The organism is Burkholderia sp. AW49-1, assembly GCF_053427845.1.
The window spans coordinates 52848-71084 of record NZ_JBSAXF010000004.1 but is presented as its reverse complement, the minus strand read 5'-3'; the positions used below and the strand labels follow the sequence as shown (position 1 = coordinate 71084).

At 66.7% G+C, this 18237-nt stretch carries 18 protein-coding genes; 9 read left to right on the top strand and 9 right to left on the bottom strand.

Going from position 1 to position 18237, the window contains the following annotated elements; genetic code table 11:
• Positions 1-28 precede the first annotated feature (28 nt).
• Both betB and betA read left to right on the top strand, forming a co-directional pair.
• A complete protein-coding gene (gene betB / locus ACV22W_RS08670) occupies positions 29-1498 on the top strand; it encodes a betaine-aldehyde dehydrogenase (protein WP_448018793.1) in 1470 nt (489 codons plus the stop codon).
• Between the two features lie 22 nt (positions 1499-1520).
• Positions 1521-3221, top strand: coding sequence for a choline dehydrogenase (gene betA / locus ACV22W_RS08665; protein WP_059534150.1), 1701 nt, complete (start codon positions 1521-1523; stop codon positions 3219-3221).
• An 80-nt stretch (positions 3222-3301) separates the two neighbouring features.
• On the opposite strand, the gene ACV22W_RS08660 is transcribed toward betA, so the two are convergent.
• The 6 genes from ACV22W_RS08660 to ACV22W_RS08635 form a co-directional block, all read right to left on the bottom strand.
• On the bottom strand, positions 3302-4411 hold the full coding sequence (locus tag ACV22W_RS08660) for a hypothetical protein (protein WP_448018792.1): 1110 nt from the start codon (positions 4409-4411) through the stop codon (positions 3302-3304).
• Positions 4412-4633: 222 nt separating this feature from the next.
• Complete coding sequence (locus tag ACV22W_RS08655; RefSeq protein WP_059534146.1) at positions 4634-5137, bottom strand: hypothetical protein; 504 nt, start codon at positions 5135-5137, stop codon at positions 4634-4636.
• A gap of 123 nt (positions 5138-5260) precedes the next feature.
• Positions 5261-6085 (bottom strand): OmpW/AlkL family protein, encoded by an 825-nt coding sequence (locus ACV22W_RS08650; RefSeq protein ID WP_448018791.1) that lies wholly within the window; start codon positions 6083-6085, stop codon positions 5261-5263.
• A gap of 73 nt (positions 6086-6158) precedes the next feature.
• A complete protein-coding gene (locus ACV22W_RS08645) occupies positions 6159-7412 on the bottom strand; it encodes a DUF2957 domain-containing protein (protein WP_448018790.1) in 1254 nt (417 codons plus the stop codon).
• 74 nt (positions 7413-7486) lie between these two features.
• Positions 7487-9100, bottom strand: coding sequence for a DUF2957 domain-containing protein (locus ACV22W_RS08640; RefSeq protein ID WP_448018789.1), 1614 nt, complete (start codon positions 9098-9100; stop codon positions 7487-7489).
• A 630-nt stretch (positions 9101-9730) separates the two neighbouring features.
• Positions 9731-10027 carry a cupin domain-containing protein gene (locus ACV22W_RS08635; protein WP_059534137.1) on the bottom strand — a complete coding sequence of 99 codons (297 nt, stop codon included), beginning with the start codon at positions 10025-10027 and terminating at the stop codon, positions 9731-9733.
• Between the two features lie 430 nt (positions 10028-10457).
• On the opposite strand from ACV22W_RS08635, the gene ACV22W_RS08630 reads away from it, so the two are divergent.
• The 3 genes from ACV22W_RS08630 to ACV22W_RS08620 all read left to right on the top strand — a co-directional run bounded on the left by ACV22W_RS08630 (position 10458) and on the right by ACV22W_RS08620 (position 13030).
• Positions 10458-11402 carry an ABC transporter ATP-binding protein gene (locus ACV22W_RS08630; RefSeq protein ID WP_059702375.1) on the top strand — a complete coding sequence of 315 codons (945 nt, stop codon included), beginning with the start codon at positions 10458-10460 and terminating at the stop codon, positions 11400-11402.
• Between the two features lie 5 nt (positions 11403-11407).
• On the top strand, positions 11408-12178 hold the full coding sequence (locus tag ACV22W_RS08625) for an ABC transporter permease (protein ID WP_059534134.1): 771 nt from the start codon (positions 11408-11410) through the stop codon (positions 12176-12178).
• Positions 12179-12328: 150 nt separating this feature from the next.
• Positions 12329-13030: an MBL fold metallo-hydrolase gene (locus ACV22W_RS08620; protein ID WP_448018788.1), complete on the top strand. Its 702-nt coding sequence runs from the start codon at positions 12329-12331 to the stop codon at positions 13028-13030.
• 42 nt (positions 13031-13072) lie between these two features.
• On the opposite strand, the gene ACV22W_RS08615 is transcribed toward ACV22W_RS08620, so the two are convergent.
• Entirely contained in the window at positions 13073-13303 is a 231-nt protein-coding gene (locus tag ACV22W_RS08615) for a hypothetical protein (protein WP_448018787.1), read from the bottom strand.
• Positions 13304-13671: 368 nt separating this feature from the next.
• Between ACV22W_RS08615 and ACV22W_RS08610 the strand changes: the two genes are divergently transcribed.
• The 4 genes from ACV22W_RS08610 (at position 13672) to ACV22W_RS08595 (ending at position 16735) form a co-directional block, all read left to right on the top strand.
• Complete coding sequence (locus tag ACV22W_RS08610) at positions 13672-14103, top strand: YciI family protein (RefSeq protein ID WP_448018786.1); 432 nt, start codon at positions 13672-13674, stop codon at positions 14101-14103.
• A gap of 132 nt (positions 14104-14235) precedes the next feature.
• Positions 14236-15042 carry a DinB family protein gene (locus ACV22W_RS08605; protein WP_448018785.1) on the top strand — a complete coding sequence of 269 codons (807 nt, stop codon included), beginning with the start codon at positions 14236-14238 and terminating at the stop codon, positions 15040-15042.
• Positions 15039-15770: an alpha/beta fold hydrolase gene (locus tag ACV22W_RS08600; RefSeq protein WP_448018784.1), complete on the top strand. Its 732-nt coding sequence runs from the start codon at positions 15039-15041 to the stop codon at positions 15768-15770. The genes ACV22W_RS08605 and ACV22W_RS08600 overlap by 4 nt, the downstream gene beginning before the upstream one ends.
• Before the next feature lie 116 nt (positions 15771-15886).
• Positions 15887-16735 carry an alpha/beta hydrolase gene (locus ACV22W_RS08595; protein ID WP_448018783.1) on the top strand — a complete coding sequence of 283 codons (849 nt, stop codon included), beginning with the start codon at positions 15887-15889 and terminating at the stop codon, positions 16733-16735.
• A 58-nt stretch (positions 16736-16793) separates the two neighbouring features.
• Here ACV22W_RS08595 and ACV22W_RS08590 read toward each other — a convergent pair whose 3' ends face one another.
• On the bottom strand, positions 16794-17024 hold the full coding sequence (locus tag ACV22W_RS08590; protein WP_448018782.1) for a hypothetical protein: 231 nt from the start codon (positions 17022-17024) through the stop codon (positions 16794-16796).
• 251 nt (positions 17025-17275) lie between these two features.
• Positions 17276-18181, bottom strand: coding sequence for a hypothetical protein (locus ACV22W_RS08585; RefSeq protein ID WP_448018781.1), 906 nt, complete (start codon positions 18179-18181; stop codon positions 17276-17278).
• Positions 18182-18237 lie beyond the last annotated feature (56 nt).

The window sequence follows — 18237 nt, the reverse complement described above, 5'->3', positions numbered from 1 at the left end:
TGACGCAGTCGCCCTCAAGGAGATCCTCATGTCCGTATACGGTTTGCAGCGCCTCTACATCGGCGGCGGTTACGTCGACGCCACCAGCGGCAACACTTTCGATACCTTCGATCCCGCCACGGGCGAACTGCTCGCGCAGGTGCAGCAGGCGAGCGCGGCCGACGTCGACCGCGCGGTCGCATCGGCGCAGGAAGGCCAGCGCGAATGGGCCGCGATGACCGCGATGCAGCGCTCGCGAATCCTGCGCCGCGCGGTCGACCTGCTGCGCGAACGCAACGACGAACTCGCGGCGATCGAGACGCGCGACACCGGCAAGCCGATCGGCGAGACGCTCGCGGTCGACATCGTCACCGGTGCGGACGTGATCGAGTACTACGCGGGCCTCGCGACCGCGATCGAGGGGCTGCAGGTGCCGCTGCGCGCCGAGTCGTTCGTCTATACGCGCCGCGAGCCGCTCGGCGTGTGCGCGGGCATCGGCGCCTGGAACTACCCGATCCAGATCGCATGCTGGAAGACGGCGCCCGCGCTCGCGGCCGGCAATGCGATGGTGTTCAAGCCGAGCGAAGTCACGCCGCTCACCGCGCTGAAGCTCGCTGAAATCTATACGGAAGCCGGCATTCCGGCCGGCGTGTTCAACGTCGTGCAGGGCGACGGTTCGGTCGGCGCGCTGCTGACGGGCCATCCGGACATCGCGAAGGTGTCGTTCACCGGCGGCGTCGAGACCGGCAAGAAGGTGATGTCGCTCGCAGGCGCATCGTCGCTGAAGGAAGTGACGATGGAGCTCGGCGGCAAGTCGCCGCTGATCGTGTTCGACGATGCAGATCTCGACCGCGCCGCCGACATCGCGGTCACCGCCAACTTCTTCAGCTCGGGCCAGGTCTGCACCAACGGCACGCGCGTGTTCGTGCACCGCTCGGTCAAGGACGCATTCACGCAGAAGGTGCTCGAACGCGTGAAGCGCATTCGCGTCGGCAAGCCGACCGATGCCGACACCAACTTCGGCCCGCTCGTGTCGGCCGCGCAGCTCGACAAGGTGCTCGGCTTCATCGAGAGCGGCAAGGCCGAAGGCGCGAAGCTGCTCGCGGGCGGCACGCGCCTGACCGACGGCCACTTCGGCAACGGCCAGTACGTCGCGCCGACCGTGTTCGGTGATTGCCGCGACGACATGAAGATCGTCCGCGAAGAAATCTTCGGGCCGGTGATGAGCATCCTCGATTTTGAATCGGAGGACGAAGTGATTGCCCGCGCGAACGACACGCACTACGGCCTCGCGGCCGGCGTCGTGACCGAAAACCTGTCGCGCGCGCATCGCACGATCCACCGCCTCGAAGCCGGCATCTGCTGGATCAACACGTGGGGCGAATCGCCGGCAGAGATGCCGGTTGGCGGATACAAGCAATCCGGTGTCGGACGCGAGAACGGCATCACGACGCTCGAACACTACACTCGAATCAAATCGGTACAGGTCGAGCTCGGCCGCTACAACCCGGTGTTTTGAGAACGACAGGAGATACACCGTCATGACGACACGCGAATACGACTACATCATCTGCGGCGCCGGTTCCGCGGGCAACGTGCTCGCGACGCGCCTGACGGAAGATCCGAACGTCACGGTGCTGCTGCTCGAAGCGGGCGGCCCCGACTACCGCTTCGACTTCCGTACGCAGATGCCGGCGGCACTCGCCTATCCGCTGCAGGGCCGTCGCTACAACTGGGCCTACGAGACCGACCCCGAGCCGCACATGGACAACCGCCGGATGGAATGCGGCCGCGGCAAGGGGCTCGGCGGCTCGTCGCTGATCAACGGGATGTGCTACATCCGCGGCAACGCGCTCGACTACGACAACTGGTCGACGCACAAGGGGCTCGAGAACTGGACGTATCTCGACTGCCTGCCGTACTTCAAGAAGGCCGAGACCCGCGACGTCGGCCCGAACGACTATCACGGCGGCGACGGCCCCGTGTCGGTCACGACCAGCAAGCCGGGCGTGAACCCGCTGTTCGAGGCGATGGTCGATGCGGGCGTGCAGGCCGGCTATCCGCGCACCGACGACCTGAACGGCTATCAGCAGGAAGGCTTCGGCCCGATGGACCGCACCGTCACGCCGAAGGGCCGCCGTGCGAGCACCGCGCGCGGCTACCTCGACCAGGCGAAGGTGCGGCCGAACCTCGAGATCGTCACGCACGCGCTCGCCGACCGCATCCTGTTTGACGGCAAGCGCGCATCGGGCGTCACGTACCTGCGCGGCAGCGAGCGCGCGACCGCGCATGCGCGCCGCGAAGTGCTCGTGTGCAGCGGCGCGATCGCGTCGCCGCAGCTGCTGCAGCGCTCGGGCGTCGGCCCCGGCGCGTGGCTGAAGGAACTCGACATCCCCGTCGTGCTCGATCTGCCCGGCGTCGGCCAGAACCTGCAGGATCACCTGGAGATGTACATCCAGTACGAGTGCAAGGAGCCGGTGTCGCTGTATCCGGCGCTCAAGTGGTGGAACCAGCCGAAGATCGGCCTCGAATGGATGCTGAACGGCACCGGCCTCGGCGCGACCAACCACTTCGAGGCGGGCGGCTTCATCCGCACGCGCGACGACGATCTGTGGCCGAACATCCAGTATCACTTCCTGCCCGTCGCGATCAACTACAACGGCTCGAACGCGATCGAGATGCACGGCTTCCAGGCGCACGTCGGCTCGATGCGTTCGCCGAGCCGCGGCCGCGTGAAACTGCGCTCGCGCGATCCGAACGATCACCCGAGCATCCTGTTCAACTACATGGCCGAATCGCTCGACTGGCGCGAGTTCCGCGATGCGATCCGCGCGACGCGCGAGATCATGCGGCAGCCCGCGCTCGACCGCTATCGCGGCCGCGAGCTGAATCCGGGTGCCGACTGCAAGACCGACAAGGAACTCGACGCGTTCGTGCGGGCCCGCGCGGAAACCGCGTTCCATCCGTCGTGCTCGTGCAAGATGGGTTACGACGACATGGCCGTGGTCGACGAGGAGGGCCGCGTGCACGGGCTCGAAGGGTTGCGCGTGGTCGATGCATCGATCATGCCGATCATCACGACCGGCAACCTGAACGCGCCGACGATCATGATCGCGGAGAAAATCGCGGACAAGATTCGCGGTCGCACGCCGCTGGCGCGGGTGGACGTGCCTTACTTCGTCGCGAACGGCGCGATGGCGCGCAATATCGCGAAGGCGGTGCGGCAGCCGGAGACGGCGTAACCGCGCAAGCGCCCTCCCCGGGGCGCAGCAGCAGCAACGTGCACGGCTCGCGGCGTTCTCGTCGCGAGCCGTTTTTCATTTCATTGGCTGCTCTCGCCATCCGTACTGAAGCGCGCGGTCGCTGCCCCCCTCGGCCGCACGCGTTTCGCGCGCACGATCGGATTCGATCGCGACGTCAGGCTCATCGCGCCGCTCAGGCGCTCGAACGCGTCATCCTCCTTCATCCTGAAGCGGCCGACCGCCGGCCACGCGAGCGCTTCGTCGAGCCACGCCTGCCACGCGTTGCCATGAAAGCGGCGCGCGAACTCGCGCACCATGCCCGGCGCCGCGATCACGATGCCCGCCAGCAGGTAATACGCCCAGAAACTGCCTGCGCCGACGAGCCGATCGAGCCGGCACACGGACACCGCCGCGAGCAGCCCTTCGACCGACGCGAGATCGGTGCGTCGTTCACGAATCGCGCGCGCAACCAGATTGTGCCGACCGCCGTACGCGGTGAAGGACATCCCCTTGCCGGCGGCAAGCTCCGCGCAGAACATCGCGAGTGCGGCCATCTCGTCGATGCGCGCTGCGTCGTCGCGTGGCCCGCAAACGCGCAGCACGATCGCGTCGATGACGGCCCCTGGCCCGGCCGACGGCTCCACGCAGGCCGCCGCGACGGCCGCATGTCGCTCTCTCAGGTTCTTCGCAGGCGGCGCCTCGCCGTTCGCGAGTCGCTCCCGCATTTCGTGCCCGCCGACTTCGTCGCTGCCGGGCCCGACGCCGACGGCAATCCGCTCGAGCGCGGCCCAGCCGTCGTTCGGATCGTCGAAAGCCCACGCATCGATGAAGCCATGCGCCGCATCGAATGCCGCGCGCGATCCCGGGCAGCACCGTTCCGCGTGCGCGAGCTGCCGCGCGTCGGGGACGTGCATGCACGCATCGATCGCATCGCACGCGCAACCCCCGCCGTCCGTTGCGATCCACGGCGCGAGTTCGTGCAGGACGGCGATCGCTTCATGCGACAGGTTCGCGCCGGCACGCACGCGTGCCGCGTGCGGCGGCGTGGGGGCCGTCGAGCCGACGTCGTCGGTCGCCACGCACGCCGCGTCGTTCAGGTGTTCGATCAGGTATTGCAGCCACGCGGCCGTGCGCAGCCGGTCGCGCGTCGCAGCGCGGGCATCGCCATCCTTCGCTGGGTCGGTGAGCATGGGTGGTCCGGAATGATTGCTTCATGTCGTTCGAAGCAGGCGGCACGGTGCATCGCACCGGCCCCTGCATGGCCGCCCGCATCGGATCGCGAAGCAGGCGGCCAGCCGGTCGTCACGCCGATACGCGTGACGACACGAATGCCTCGCGCAACCGGAACACCCGCCGCGCATCGTTGCACGGCCCTCGTTCCTGGCGGGCGCCCGGTCTCTATCGCGCGACGCTTACTGCACGTGGAACTTCGGCGACGTGGCGACCGTGCCGCTGACCGTGCAGTCCGGCGTCAACACCGCGTTGTTGAACGTCAGCGACGAGTTCGGATCGCTCCACGTCGTCACGACCTTGCTCGGCCCGCAGGCGCCGAGCAGCGAAACGGTCACCTTCGCGTTGTTGATGGACAGTTGCGTCGTGCTGTCGGCCTGGCCCGTCCACGGCGATGCGCTGGTCGCGCTGCCGCTGATCAGGCCGCACGTCGCGGCGCCCGTGAACGTCGTCGACGTGATGTTGACGATGCCCGTCGAGGAGATCGTGCCGTTGAACGTCGCGTTGCAGGTCGCGTTGATCGACCCCTTGGCCAGGACCGTGAGGCCCGTCGCGGAGAACGGTTCCCCGTTCGGGTTCATGGCCTGCCCGTCGGCACGCGAGACGGTCACGGCGAAAGCAGGCGCGGCCGAAACCGCGGTGAACGCCACTGCAGCAACAAGCGATACGATTTTGCGAATGCTCATTTGAACTGCCCCCTCTCTCTTCACAAATGGCGGCATGCCGCCAGGAACGCGACGCCCCGGCCGGATCGGCCCGACCGCTCGGTCGCAGGAAGCCGCCGGCGTGCGCAATGCACGCCGGACGGCTCAGAACTTGTAGGAAATCCCGACGAAGGTGACCAGCGGATCGGCCTTCAGCCGCGTGCGCGTGGTCGCGAGCGTCGAGCCGTCGGCGGCCTTGATCACGAGCGACGAGTACGTCTTCAGTGGCATGTAGGTCAGCGTCGCCGTCAGCCCCCAGTGCTTGTCGATCGCATAGCTCGCGCCGACGTTGTAGACCGGCGTGAACGACGACGATGCCTTGCCCTCCACCGACGTCGGCCCCGGCTTGCCGGCGCCGGCCGCGAGCACGCTGCCGAGGTTCTCGTTGATGTCCTTCGCGAAGTTGCCGTTCAGTTCGATGTTGCTGAACCAGCTGTAGGCCACGCCGATCCCGACGAACGGGCGGAACTTCGCGCTCGGTGCATTGAAGTAGTACTGCAGAATGATCGTCGGGCTCCATTGCCGCGCATTCTTCACGGCCGGCTGATTCGACGGATTGTCCATGTTGACGCTGCCGAGCGAACCGGCCGGCCCCGGCGGCCGGATCACGCCGTGCCCGGTCAATGTGAACTCGGGCGGCACGCCGAGCACCGACGTCACCGCGATATGGTCGGTGAAGAAGTGCGTGAGCGTGAGGCCGACCGTATCGGCGTTGTTGACCGTCAGGCTGGTGCCCGGCGACGTGAACGACCCGGGCAGCCGCAGCGGCCCGTTGATCGGCATGCTCGCGAGATTCGTCGTCAGTCCGTTGGTCGAATCCTGCGGCATGATGTGCAGCCAGCCCAGCGTCGCGACGTTGTCGCCCGCCTGCTGGGCCGATGCGAGCGTCGACACGCCTGCGACGACACCCGCGACAATCAGCTTCTTCATGAAGTCTTCCCCTCGTTCTTTCGGAGCGCCGCGCAGCAATGCGCGACGCCGCCGTGTCTCCATCCGCGTGTGATCACTGCACGAACGCGCCGACCGTGAAGTACGGATTGCTCGTATCGGCCATGTCGAGGAACCCGAACACGCCGCCCGTGAACACGAATTTGCCGGTCGCCGGCCCCGACGCCGCGTCCGCGTGCACGGTCGTCACGACACCCGGCACCTTCTGCGTGTAGTCGAGGTTCAGCGCGCGCGTGAGCGCGGCCTGAGACGCATTGAACGGATCGAGCAGCGTCGCCTGCGCACCGACGAGCGCGGTCGCGCGGTAGTTGAACGCGCTGTCGACCCCCGTGTACTCGCCGTTCTGCGAGCCTTGGGCGATGGCCGTCTGCGGGCTCAGGAACGAGATGCCCGATTCGTCGTCCGCGCTCGGCGGGCCCTGCGTGAGGTCAGCGTTCGCGGCACCCGTGCGGATGAAGACCGGCACGAGCTGGTTACGCAGCTTGCCGACGATCAGCATGCCCTTGCCGGCTTTTGCCGGATCGAGCGCGGCGAGCGTCGGCGGAATCTGCGGCTGGTAGTTCAGCGACTGGAACGCAGGCGCATCCGGGCGCAGCGTGAACGGCTGGTTCACGGTCGCGCTCGATGCGAGCGGCTGCCCGCCGTTCTTCTTGCCGAAGTTGTCGGTCTCGACGTAGCTGCCGTCCGCGTTGATCGTCACCTGCTGGTCGAGCGCCACCGGCTGGAAGTTCTGCGACGGCACCTGGTGGTAGCCGAGCTGGTTGTACGTGCCGGCGATCTTCGTCAGGTCGGTTTCGAGCGACGAGAAGCTGATGAACGGGTAGTACGGGAACGTCGTCTTCGGAATCTTGCCCACGCCGATCACGCCGTCGAACTGGATCGTCGCACCCGGAATCGCGCCACCCAGCACGCCTTCTCCGAGGAACAGGCGCGCCGGCCGGCTCGGGTCGAGGCTCGCGTTCTGCATCCGGAACGTGCACTGGTTCAGCTTCATGGTCGGCAAGCCGGTTTCGTCGGCCAGCGTGCCGTCGACCACGTTGGCCGGCGCCGTGTCGCGCGTCGGCTGCACCGTGCCGGTGGTCGTCGGCACAGGCGATGCGAGGTAGGTCATCCGGTACGTCATCCTCGTCGTGTCGAGCTGCACCTTCACGAGTTCGCCAGAGCCGGACCCGCCGATGAACACGGTGTTGTAGTCGATCGTCTGCGGACACAGCCGGACCACCGGCGCGGGTGGCGGGTCGCCATCGCCGCCGCACGCGACCAGCACGGGCGCGAGCGACGCCGCGGCCAACCAATGCTTCCCATTCATAGGAATCCTCTTGAATTTAGATTCTCCGGCGGCGACGCATGCGCCGCCGGTGTTCCGTGTTCGGTGTTCCGTCGTTACTGGACGAACGCGCCGACCGTGAAGAACGGGTTGACCTTGTTGTTGTTGACGACCATCGCGTAGATGTTCCCGGCCGTCACGAGCCAGCCGGTGTCGCCCTTGCTGAAGATCGCCACGTTGCCGTTCGCCCCCTTCGCGTTGAAGTCCTGCGAGGCCGTGACCTTGACCTTGCCGGGCGTGGCCTGCGTGTAGTCGAGCGCGAACTGCGACGTGACCGACGACGTCTGCGGGTCGATGAACGCCGCGGTGGCGCCCTGGAACAGCGTCGACGTATAGTTCGCGGCCATCGTCGATACGGCGGCACCGTCGTTGCAACTGCCGGCCTGTGCCAGGAAGAAGGTGCCGTCGAAGGTGCCGGGCAGATCCGGATGCGGGATGTTGTTGTTGAAGCTCGGCCCCGCCGTCGCGATCGCGAACGTCGCCGTGCTGGGTGCCACGACGCCGCACGCGGATGCGCTCGTTGCGCCGATGAAGCCGCCCTTCAACGAATTGGCCGCGACGGCCGTAGTCCGCGACAGCATCGAGATCCCCACTTCGGCATCGGCGACCGACGCCAGCAGGTTGCTCGCGTCGATATGCGTGTAGCCCACGCGAATCACGACGGGCACCAGCACGCCGTTCAGCTTGCCGACGATCATGATGCCCTTCGCCTGACTCGGCGCGACGATGACGATTGCCGAGCCCTGCCCCGCGAACGGGTAGATGAGGCTGCCGCCCGCGTTCGCGAGCGGATGGCTCACGAACACGTTGTCTGACGATCCGTCCGCGTTCTTGCGCAACGCCCACGGCGTTCCGGTGGTCTGGCACGAGTAGTCGCTGCCGGCCGTGATGGTGCACGAGCCGTCGGCATTGAACGTCTGGTTCCAGTTGACGACATCGGGTTGCCAGCCGACCGCCCCCGTGCTGCTCTGCGCGCTGCCGCCGACCGGCGACAGGTGGATGCCGAGTTCGTTGTAATTCCCGGCGACCTTCGAGAAGTCGGTTTCAGTATCGGTGAAGCCGATGAACGGATAGAAGTCGAAGGTGCGCGACGGCACGGTGCCGAGCACGACGCCGGGGAACGGCTCGAGACCGGCGAACGCGATCGTCGCGCCCGGAATCCCGCCGCCGACCACCCCGTTGCCGACGAACAGCATCGGCGGATCCGCGCGATTGATCGTCACCGCATAGGCGCCGTCGCTCGTCGCGCCGCTGTCGAGCACGAACGCGCAGCGGTTCTGCTCGGCGGTCGGCAGATTGATCGGATGGTGGAACGCGCCGCTGATCGTCAGGCCCGCGCGCGTGTCGTTGACCTGCCCCGCCGACGTCGGCACCGACGATTCGATGAACTGCATCTGGTAGGTGAGCTTCGTCGTGTCGAACTTCACCTTCACGTATTCGCCGCTGCCGGCGCCGCCCGTGTAGGTCGTCGTGTAGTCGAGCGAATCCGGGCACAGCTTCGTCACGACGGGCGGCGTCGTTTCCGCGCCGCTCGGCCCGCATGCGCTACCCGAGCACTGGGGCACGTTGATCGGGCCCGGATCGTCGCCGCCGCCGCAACCGGCAACGAACGACAGCGCCAGCACGGCGCACGACAGGATCGCCTTCCGCCAATCAGGAATGCAAAGCATCAACCCCTCCTTGTGAGGTAAGACACGTCTCGCCCGGACGGGCTGCGTGGCCGGCCGGTTGGTATCGCGCCGTCGCGACGGCGCGCGGCGCATGACGATGCGCGCAATGCGCGCCGCGTCGCCGGTCGCGCGAATGCGATCAGGACCGACGCGGCAGGCAAGCGCTATCCGGCGCCGCCGTCATGCGGCACGGCGCCATCGGGGAAATCGAAATGGAATGTGGTGCGTCGCTACAGCGACAACGCGATGCGATGACGCAGGCAGCACGCGACGCGCGGTGTGCCCGCATCCGGCGAAAAGCAGGAAAACGGCGATGCGACAAGGCCCTCGGATAGGCATCTCATGTATTGGTCTCCGTACGTACGCTTGATTCGTTATCGTGATGCGTCGTTTGTCGAGACTATGATCGGACGCTACGCACAAGTAAATGGATGCAGAGTTCCAAACGTGCCGAACCGCGCGATCCTAGTGCGAGCACGGCATTTGACAGTTTTTCAAACAGCCTTCAGTTTATTTGCTCAGACAAATACACGAGCTGTATAACGCGCGTTTGAATGTCGGCGGTCGACCTCATGCAAGGCCCGGCGTGCGGGCCTCCGGCGGCCGGCGTTCATGTCGCGCGGGTTGACCTCACACGTCGATGATCGCGAGCGTGCCGTGACTGCCCGGCAGCACCGCGTGGCGCAAGCCGGCGACCGCGAGGTACATCTGCCCGGCCTCGACGACGACCGTCTTCGCGTCGACCTCGAGCATCAGCCGGCCGTCGAGCACCAGCAGCCCTTCGTTGTAGTCGTGCACTTCCGCTTCGTACGGCTGCGCGTCCATGCGCAGCACCTTGATCCGGGCGGGCCCGACTTCGCCGACGATCGTGGATTTCCATGCAACGGCCTGCGCGGCCGCGACGGACTTGAAATCGATCAAAGACATGCGCTTCGCTCCGGGACGTGAAAGGTACGCATTATCACGAGCGCGGCGCACGCCGTCCCGGTACGGCGCGACGGCGTTCAGGCGGCACAGTCGGCCTGCGGGCCGCCCCGCTGCCGCGCGAAAGCGCGATCGCCGTCCGGTTGCACGAAAACCGCACGCATTGTTCGCTCGATTCAAATAAAGCATCGTTTTATTGAGTGAATCACACACCATTTACCGCAAATTCGGCACCCGCATCGCATGTCCATTGCGTCGAAATGCATTTCCATCTTCCGATTGCTAATATGGCGGTCCTGCGATCCCGCACCACAACGCCGTTCGACATGACGCCCGTTCGCCATGCCGCACCCGACACCGGCCGCTTCGCAGCGGCGGCACCGGGCACGCGCGGCGCGCAGCGTCGAACCGACCGGCCGTGCCATCCGTGAGCATGCAACCGATCCTTTCCGTCTCCGACCTCTCCAAGACTTACGCGTCCGGCTTCCAGGCGCTGAAGCACGTGACCCTCGACATCCGTCCCGGCGAGATCTTCGCGCTGCTCGGGCCGAACGGCGCGGGCAAGACCACGCTGATCGGCTCGATCTGCGGCATCGTCACGCCGACCGAAGGCCGCGTGACGGTCGGCGGGCACGACATCCGCGATCAATACCGCGCCGCCCGCGAAATGATCGGCCTCGTGCCGCAGGAGCTGACGACCGACGCGTTCGAAACCGTCTGGGCGACCGTGTCGTTCAGCCGCGGCCTGTTCGGCAAGGCGCCCGATCCCGCGCACATCGAGAAGACGCTGAAGGCGCTGTCGCTGTGGGAAAAGCGCGACAACAAGCTGATGACGCTCTCGGGCGGCATGAAGCGCCGCGTGATGATCGCGAAGGCACTGTCGCACGAGCCGCGCATCCTGTTCCTCGACGAACCGACGGCCGGCGTCGACGTCGAGCTGCGCCGCGACATGTGGAAGCTGGTCGACTCGCTGCGCGAAAGCGGCGTGACGATCCTGCTGACCACGCACTACATCGAGGAAGCCGAGGAAATGGCCGACCGGATCGGCATCATCCTCGGCGGCGAGCTCGTGCTCGTCGAAGAGAAGCGCGAACTGATGCGCAAGCTCGGCAAGAAGCAACTGACGGTGCAGCTCGAGCATCCGCTCGCGACCGTGCCGGACGAACTCGCCGCATTCGGGCTCGAACGCGCGGACGACGGCGCCGCGCTCGTCTATACGTACGACTCGCAGCGCGACGACGCGAGCATCGCGAAGCTGATCAACGCGCTCGGCTCGGCCGGCATCGGCTTTCGCGACCTGCATACGACGCAGAGCTCGCTCGAGGACATTTTCGTCAGCCTGATCGACAACCGCCGCAACGGCACACAAGGGGCCTAACGCACATGGCGAACTGGAATTTCCACGGCATCCGCGCGATCTACCGCGCCGAAATGGCCCGCACGCGTCGCACGCTGATGCAGAGCATCATCGCGCCGGTGATCTCGACGTCGCTGTACTTCGTCGTGTTCGGCTCGGCGATCGGCTCGCGCATCAGCGACGTGAACGGGATCGGCTACGGGTCGTTCATCGTGCCGGGCCTCGTGATGCTGTCGCTGCTGTCGCAGAGCATCTCGAACGCGTCGTTCGGCATCTACTTCCCGCGCTTCACGGGCACGATCTACGAGATATTGTCCGCGCCCGTGTCGTACTGGGAGATCGTGATCGCGTACGTGGGTGCGGCCGCGTCGAAGTCGTTGCTGCTCGGGTTGATCATCCTCGCGACGGCCGGCCTGTTCGTGCCGCTGCACATCCTGCATCCGTTCTGGATGGTGCTGTTCCTCGTGCTGACGTCGATCACCTTCAGCCTGTTCGGCTTCGTGATCGGCATCTGGGCCGACAGCTTCGAGAAGCTGCAGCTCGTGCCGCTCCTGATCATCACGCCGCTCACGTTCCTCGGCGGAAGCTTCTATTCGGTCGACATGCTGCCGCCCGCGTGGCGCATCGTCACGCTGTTCAACCCGATCGTCTATCTGATCAGCGGCTTCCGCTGGTCGTTCTACGGGCTGGCCGACGTGCATGTGGGGATCAGCCTCGCGGCCACCTCGCTGTTCCTCGCGATCCTGCTCGCGATCGTCGCGTGGATGTTCCGCACCGGCTACAAGCTGAAGAACTGACACCGCGCGCCACGGGGTTGCCCCGGTTCGCGGATCCGGAGCGGCGCTGCTAGACTGGATCGGAAGATCGACTGCCGCCGTCTGCCGCACCGCAACGCGTGGTGCGCGGGCGGCGCGGCGCCCGCCCCCTTCCCTGCGCGAGGATCCCCGATGAGCGCCTCCCGAATCGACGCCGTCCGCGACGGCCTGTTTCGCGCCACGTCCTACGTCGACACGCTGAACCTGAGCTTCAGCCAGTTCTTCGTACGATCGTCGCACGGCGACGTGCTGTGCGTCGAAACGGGCACGCGTTCCAACTTCACGCAACTGAGCGCGGCGCTCGACACCGTCGGCATCGCGCCGTCGATGGTCAGCAACGTGATCGTCCCGCACTTCGAGGCCGATGAAATGGGCGCGCTACCCGACTTCCTCGCGGCCAACCCGGCGCTCGTCGCGTACGGACATCCGATGTGTACATGGGGGCTCGCCGACGTGTTCGGCGTGCGCGCGATTCCGTTGAAGGACGGCGAGCCGACGACGCTGTCGGGCATCGACGTCGTACCGCTCTTCACGAAGCACGTGCATCAGTGGGATGCGCTGGTCGTGTATCTGCCGGCGTACAAGGCACTGCTGTCGTCGGACATCCTGATGCGCTTCGGCAGGGAGGAGACCGACGACCCGCTGCCGGCGATCCTCGACGCGATCACGCGCTCGGACTACCTGCCGTCGCTCGCGCACATGGCGAGCGCGCTGCGCCGCATCCAGGCGCTCGATCTCGACATCATCCTGCCGATGCACGGCCCGGCGATCACGCACGACATTGCGCGCGTGATCGCCGGTGTCATCGCACATTGCGAGGCGGCCGCGGCGTAACGCACGCGCTGCCGTGTGCGGCCGCCGGACGCCGGCCGCCGGTCAGGTGCCGGTCACGACGAATTCGGCGGCCGCCTTGCTCTGGATCGCGGCCATCACCGCGAGCTCGCGCTTGCTGCACGGCTCGCCGGATATGACGCCCGTCGCATGCTTGGCCTTCGCGCCGAGCGGGAAGAACACGAACGACGCGCCGGCCGGCGCATCCGGCTCGGCACGCAGGCGCTTGTTCAGAATCTTCAGGTACTTTTTCTTCGAGACTTCCTTCGTTGCCATGGCGCCCTCCACATGAACGTGATGCTGACCAGCATACCAGTTTTGCCCCAGGGCTCCGACGCGCCGCCGCACGATCGACCCGTACCGGAATCGGCCGGCTTGCGCGACTCGCCGCGTCGCGCCGCGGCCGTTGCCGGTGCCATTCACATCCGGTTGCACGCGCGAGCAGATCTTCCACTCCGGGCACCTCGTCCGTTACGCGATGCTGTGCACGTCTGCCGCCTCCCCGTCACTGGCCAGCAGAATTTTTTGCACCCGTTGTCGATTTGCGCGCACGTCATGCGTCGTAGTGTCGTAACCGATCGTTTGGCCGTCCGCACGGCCGGCCGATCGCGGGTTCCCCCTTTCCCGTTCAAGGAGTAGCGACAATGCGCGTCATGGTGATCGTCAAGGCAACGGCCTTTTCCGAATCGGGCACGATGCCCGATACCGAACTGCTGGCCGCGATGGGCCGGTACAACGAGGCACTCGTGAAGGCCGGCGTGATGCTGGCCGGCGAAGGGCTGCACCCGAGTTCGCGCGGCAAGCGCGTGCACTTTTCCGGCAAGGACCGGACCGTCATCGACGGCCCGTTCGCCGAGACCAAGGAACTGATCGCCGGCTACTGGTTATGGCAGGTGAGTTCGATGGAAGAAGCCATCGAATGGGTCAAGCGCTGCCCGAATCCGATGCCCACCGAATCGGATATCGAGATCCGCCAGGTCTTCTCGCCCGAGGACTTCGGCGAGGCATTCACGCCGAAACTGCAGGAACAGGAAGCACGGCTGCGCGCGGAGTTGGACGCCAAGCACGGCGCGTAAGGCTAGCCCGGCCGGGACGCAGCAGCGCAATCGAAACAGGCGCCCTGGCCGAATCCTCTGCATAAACGGATTGACGGCGCCTCGCCTGGTAACGTATCGTTTTGATACGTTACCAGGCGAGGCCTTGTCATCATGCATTCTCGTTTCGACCGTTTTCGTGCGACACCCCTCGGCGCACAGCTCGAAGCGCTGATCGCGCAGCCCGGGCGCTATGTCGAATTCGCGGCGCTGTCGCGCGTCGGCGTCGCGGCGATCGGCGCGATCCATCACGAAATCGCGCACAAATTCCCCGAAATCGAAGCCGATACGACCGCCCGACAGTTCTGCGGCGCGATGGTCGCCGACGTGATGCGCCGCCACGGGCACGACGTCGTGCAGGCGCGCGGCCGGATCGGCGGCGCGCTGTTCAGCTACGGCGCAGTATTCAGCCCGTTTCCGCTGGTGTTGCCGTTCGCCGACGTCGTCGCCGCACTGGCCGCGATGCCCGACCGGGTTGCCGCGTATGCCGCGCACATTCCCGCCGCGCTGGTCACGCGCCGCCCCGCCGGCACCGGTTTCTCGCTCGTCGAACATGCGTCCCACCTGCGCGACCTCGACGCGGTGTTCGCCGAACGCATCGATGTCGTGCGCACGCACGAACTGCCGGTGATCGCGTCCGTCGACGGGACCGCGCTCGCCGCGCAGCGCGACTACCTCGCACAGCCGCTCGACGACGCGCTTGCCGCGTTCCGCACCGGGCGCGCCGCGCTGTGCGCGACGGCCACCTCGCTGCAACCGTCGGAACTTGCGCGCTGCGGGCTGCGCGACGGCATCCGCCGGATGTCGCTCGACGAACTGGTGCGCGAACTGCTCGACCACGATCGCACCCACGTGCTCGAACTCGACGAACTGCTCGACGAACTCGAATTGCCGCCCCTTCCGTCGTCAACCGCCCAATGAGCCCGCCCACCCCGCCCGTCGTCTTCGTCCACGGTTTCATCGGCACGTTCGACGTGCCCGAATGGCCCGGCCCGCATCTCGCCCCCGACCTGCTCGGCTACGGCATCCATCGCGGCGCGCCGTCCGACGCGATCACGCTCGCCGCGCAAGTCGAGCATGTCCGGCAGGCAATCGACGCGCAATTCGGCGCGCAGCCGGTCGATATCGTCGGTCACTCCGTCGGCGGCGCGATCGCGATGCTGTTCGCCGATGCGCATCCAGCGCGCGTGCGCCGGATCGTCAACGTCGAAGGCAACTTCACGCTCGACGATGCGTTCTGGTCGGCATCGGTCGGCCGTATGTCGGCTGCGCAAGCCGACGCGATGCTCAACGGTCTGCGCGGCGATCCGTTCGGTTGGCTGCGCGGCGCGATCGACGATCCGTCACCACGCCAGCTCGACGACGCGCGCCGCTGGCTCGCGCATCAGCCGGCGTCGACGCTACGCGCGACGGGACGCTCGGTCGTCGCGACAACGGGCGAACCCGATTATCTGCAGGCGCTTGCCGACGTATTCGAGCGCCATCCGGTGTGGCTCGTCGCGGGCGAACGCTCGCGCGCGGGCTGGCACGTGCCCGACTGGGCGCTCGTGCGCTGTGCCGGCTTCGAAACGATGGCCGGCTGCGGGCACCTGATGGCGGCCGAGCGGCCTGCCGCGTTCCGCGAGACGCTCGCACGCTGTCTCGGCTGACGCGAACGCTCGCCCGGCTGCGCCCGCCACCTGACAATCCGTAGGTTTCGCCGAAATATGGCTGAAAGGGACGGTTGCTAGAGTCGCCGAACAGGGTTTTCCCGATGTGAGGCTCCATGAATCTGGTACGCGCGTTCTGGCTACTCCTGCTGCTTGCCGCTGCGGGCCCGGCCCTCGCCTATCAGGCACGGGTCGTCGCGATTCCGAGTGCCGCGATGAACCAGACGCTGAAGGCGACCGTCGTGCTGCCCGACGACTACGCACGTCTGCGCCACGGTCCGGAACGCGGCGTCGAGCGCTTTCCGGTTGTCTACCTGTTGCACGGCTCCGGCGGCGACCATACCGACTGGACCGCGAATACGCACATCGCCGCGTTGGCCGATCGCTACCGCGTGATCCTCGTGATGCCCGACGGCGGGCATGAAAGCTGGTACATCGACAGCCCATTCGACTCGGGCAGCCGCTACGAAACCTTCGTCGGCGACGAAGTCGTGTCGTATGTCGACATGCACTTCAGAACGATCGCGACCAAGGGCGCACGCGCCATCACAGGGCTCAGCATGGGCGGCTTCGGCGCGCTGCGCATCGCGCTCGACCGGGCCGACACGTTCGGCGCGGTCGGCAGCATCAGCGGCGCGGTCGATCCGCGCTGCTGCGAGGACGAACCGGGCATCGACCACGTATTCGGCGACCCCGGCCGCCATCCGTCATTCTGGAACCGCAACGCGATCGTCGAAAGCGCGCGCGCTTTCGTCCGCGCGCATCTGGACCTGACGATCGACTGCGGCCGCGACGACTCGTTCGTCGGTTCGAACCGCACGCTGCACCAAAGACTCGTCGCGCTCGGCGTGCCGCACGACTATGCGGAGCGTCCGGGCGGACATACATGGGACTACTGGGCGCACGCGATCCGCTACCAGATGCAGTTCTTCGCGACGTCGTTCCAGCACGGCGGCTACGCGTAGCATCCGGTCGGCGCGACTCGGCATAAGCAGAAGTGAAAGTGGAAGCCGCGAATCGAGTTCAGTTGCCGTGCGCCGCGTCGGCGCTCACCACGCGATCGAAGCACTCCTGCGCACGCGCCAGTTCGTCGAGCGCGCGATCGAGGCGCGACATCGCACGCGCATATTCGGCCGACGAAACGTCGTCGTCGCCTTCGCCGCGCACGGCGCGAAACGCCTGGTCGACGTTGCGCGTGGCTTCGACGAAGCGTTGCGCCGCCTGGGCTTCCCGCGAACAGATGTGGATCGACATCGACACTTCTCCCTCAGGATTGCAGCGTGAAGCACACCGACGCCCACCGTGCGCGGTGCGCATGTCGGCGGCGTGAACGACGTCGAGCAGCCGGCGCACGCGCCACCACGCGGCACGCTTCGAGGCGATTGTCGCGCGACGCTTGCCGATCCGCTACGGCGACATTGCAACAAATTCTTGCGTGCGTGTCGTTGCACACGCATTCAGCGGCCCTGCTTCGCGTCACGCGCCGCACATGCGCGGCGAATACGTCATGCGCGCCCGATGCGCGGATGCGCGAGACCGCCGAACGCGGCCGCTTCGCCTGGCGACAGATCGAACAGATCGCCGGTGAGCTCGCCCGGATGCTCGGCCGCGGGCCGGCTGCGCAGTCGCGCGACATGCGTGGGCGCGACATAGGCGGCCGCCGTTTCGATCGGCGGCACGTCGAACAGATCGCGCGTGACGCCGCGCACGGCATCCGTCGGCGAACGGCCGCGCAAGCGCGCGACCAACTCGACGAAGCAATCGAAATCGCCGGCGCGGGTTGCCTTGTTCACCTCGGCAAGATCACGCGCCTTCAGCACACACGGCTGCGCGAGCCGCACGAAATACGGCGCTTCGAGTTCGACCGACAGCGCGAGCGGATAGCTCTTGCCGGTTTGCTCCTTCGCGCGCCCGATGCAATCGACCACGGCGGCGCCCTGCGCGACGCCGAGCGGCTTGCCCGTGCTCACGCTGCGCAGGTGATCGGGGAACACGCGCAGTTGCGTGCCGACCGTCAGTGCGGTGGACGATGCGCAGACGAGTGCGTAGTGCTGTTCGCGGCGCCGGCCCGACGGCAGCTTCGAGCGGCTCGCGATGAATGTGTGCGGCGGCAACGGCCGCACCTGGCCACTGGCGTCGACCCATGCATTCCATAGCAGCGCGTCCTCGCGCCTGCGCTCGCCCGGCCGCGTGCGCGACGCGACCGGCGAAAACAGCGCGAGCAGCGAGCCCGTGCGATGCGCGGCGACTTGCGCGCTGCTGCCGAGCGGCTGGTTGATCCCCCACAGAAAACGCCCGCCCCCGAGCCGGCGCTCCCATTCCTTGCGGAGGACGACAGTCGGCAGTTCCTCGCCGGACTCGGTACCGATCTTCGTCCAGCAGAACGTGGGAGGGAGGTGTTTCAGTGTCATCAACTTTCTCGGGATACAGCCTCGCTGGTGACAGCAAGCCCATTCAACAACCGTAA

What these genes read in the sequence shown, in the direction of transcription:
- betB (WP_448018793.1), top strand. Translation starts at nt 29, where the DNA reads ATGTCCGTATACGGTTTGCAGCGCCTCTACATCGGCGGCGGTTACGTC.
- betA (WP_059534150.1), top strand. Translation starts at nt 1,521, where the DNA reads ATGACGACACGCGAATACGACTACATCATCTGCGGCGCCGGTTCCGCG.
- ACV22W_RS08660 (WP_448018792.1), bottom strand. Translation starts at nt 4,411, where the DNA reads ATGCTCACCGACCCAGCGAAGGATGGCGATGCCCGCGCTGCGACGCGC.
- ACV22W_RS08655 (WP_059534146.1), bottom strand. Translation starts at nt 5,137, where the DNA reads ATGAGCATTCGCAAAATCGTATCGCTTGTTGCTGCAGTGGCGTTCACC.
- ACV22W_RS08650 (WP_448018791.1), bottom strand. Translation starts at nt 6,085, where the DNA reads ATGAAGAAGCTGATTGTCGCGGGTGTCGTCGCAGGCGTGTCGACGCTC.
- ACV22W_RS08645 (WP_448018790.1), bottom strand. Translation starts at nt 7,412, where the DNA reads ATGAATGGGAAGCATTGGTTGGCCGCGGCGTCGCTCGCGCCCGTGCTG.
- ACV22W_RS08640 (WP_448018789.1), bottom strand. Translation starts at nt 9,100, where the DNA reads ATGCTTTGCATTCCTGATTGGCGGAAGGCGATCCTGTCGTGCGCCGTG.
- ACV22W_RS08635 (WP_059534137.1), bottom strand. Translation starts at nt 10,027, where the DNA reads ATGTCTTTGATCGATTTCAAGTCCGTCGCGGCCGCGCAGGCCGTTGCA.
- ACV22W_RS08630 (WP_059702375.1), top strand. Translation starts at nt 10,458, where the DNA reads ATGCAACCGATCCTTTCCGTCTCCGACCTCTCCAAGACTTACGCGTCC.
- ACV22W_RS08625 (WP_059534134.1), top strand. Translation starts at nt 11,408, where the DNA reads ATGGCGAACTGGAATTTCCACGGCATCCGCGCGATCTACCGCGCCGAA.
- ACV22W_RS08620 (WP_448018788.1), top strand. Translation starts at nt 12,329, where the DNA reads ATGAGCGCCTCCCGAATCGACGCCGTCCGCGACGGCCTGTTTCGCGCC.
- ACV22W_RS08615 (WP_448018787.1), bottom strand. Translation starts at nt 13,303, where the DNA reads ATGGCAACGAAGGAAGTCTCGAAGAAAAAGTACCTGAAGATTCTGAAC.
- ACV22W_RS08610 (WP_448018786.1), top strand. Translation starts at nt 13,672, where the DNA reads ATGCGCGTCATGGTGATCGTCAAGGCAACGGCCTTTTCCGAATCGGGC.
- ACV22W_RS08605 (WP_448018785.1), top strand. Translation starts at nt 14,236, where the DNA reads ATGCATTCTCGTTTCGACCGTTTTCGTGCGACACCCCTCGGCGCACAG.
- ACV22W_RS08600 (WP_448018784.1), top strand. Translation starts at nt 15,039, where the DNA reads ATGAGCCCGCCCACCCCGCCCGTCGTCTTCGTCCACGGTTTCATCGGC.
- ACV22W_RS08595 (WP_448018783.1), top strand. Translation starts at nt 15,887, where the DNA reads ATGAATCTGGTACGCGCGTTCTGGCTACTCCTGCTGCTTGCCGCTGCG.
- ACV22W_RS08590 (WP_448018782.1), bottom strand. Translation starts at nt 17,024, where the DNA reads ATGTCGATCCACATCTGTTCGCGGGAAGCCCAGGCGGCGCAACGCTTC.
- ACV22W_RS08585 (WP_448018781.1), bottom strand. Translation starts at nt 18,181, where the DNA reads ATGACACTGAAACACCTCCCTCCCACGTTCTGCTGGACGAAGATCGGT.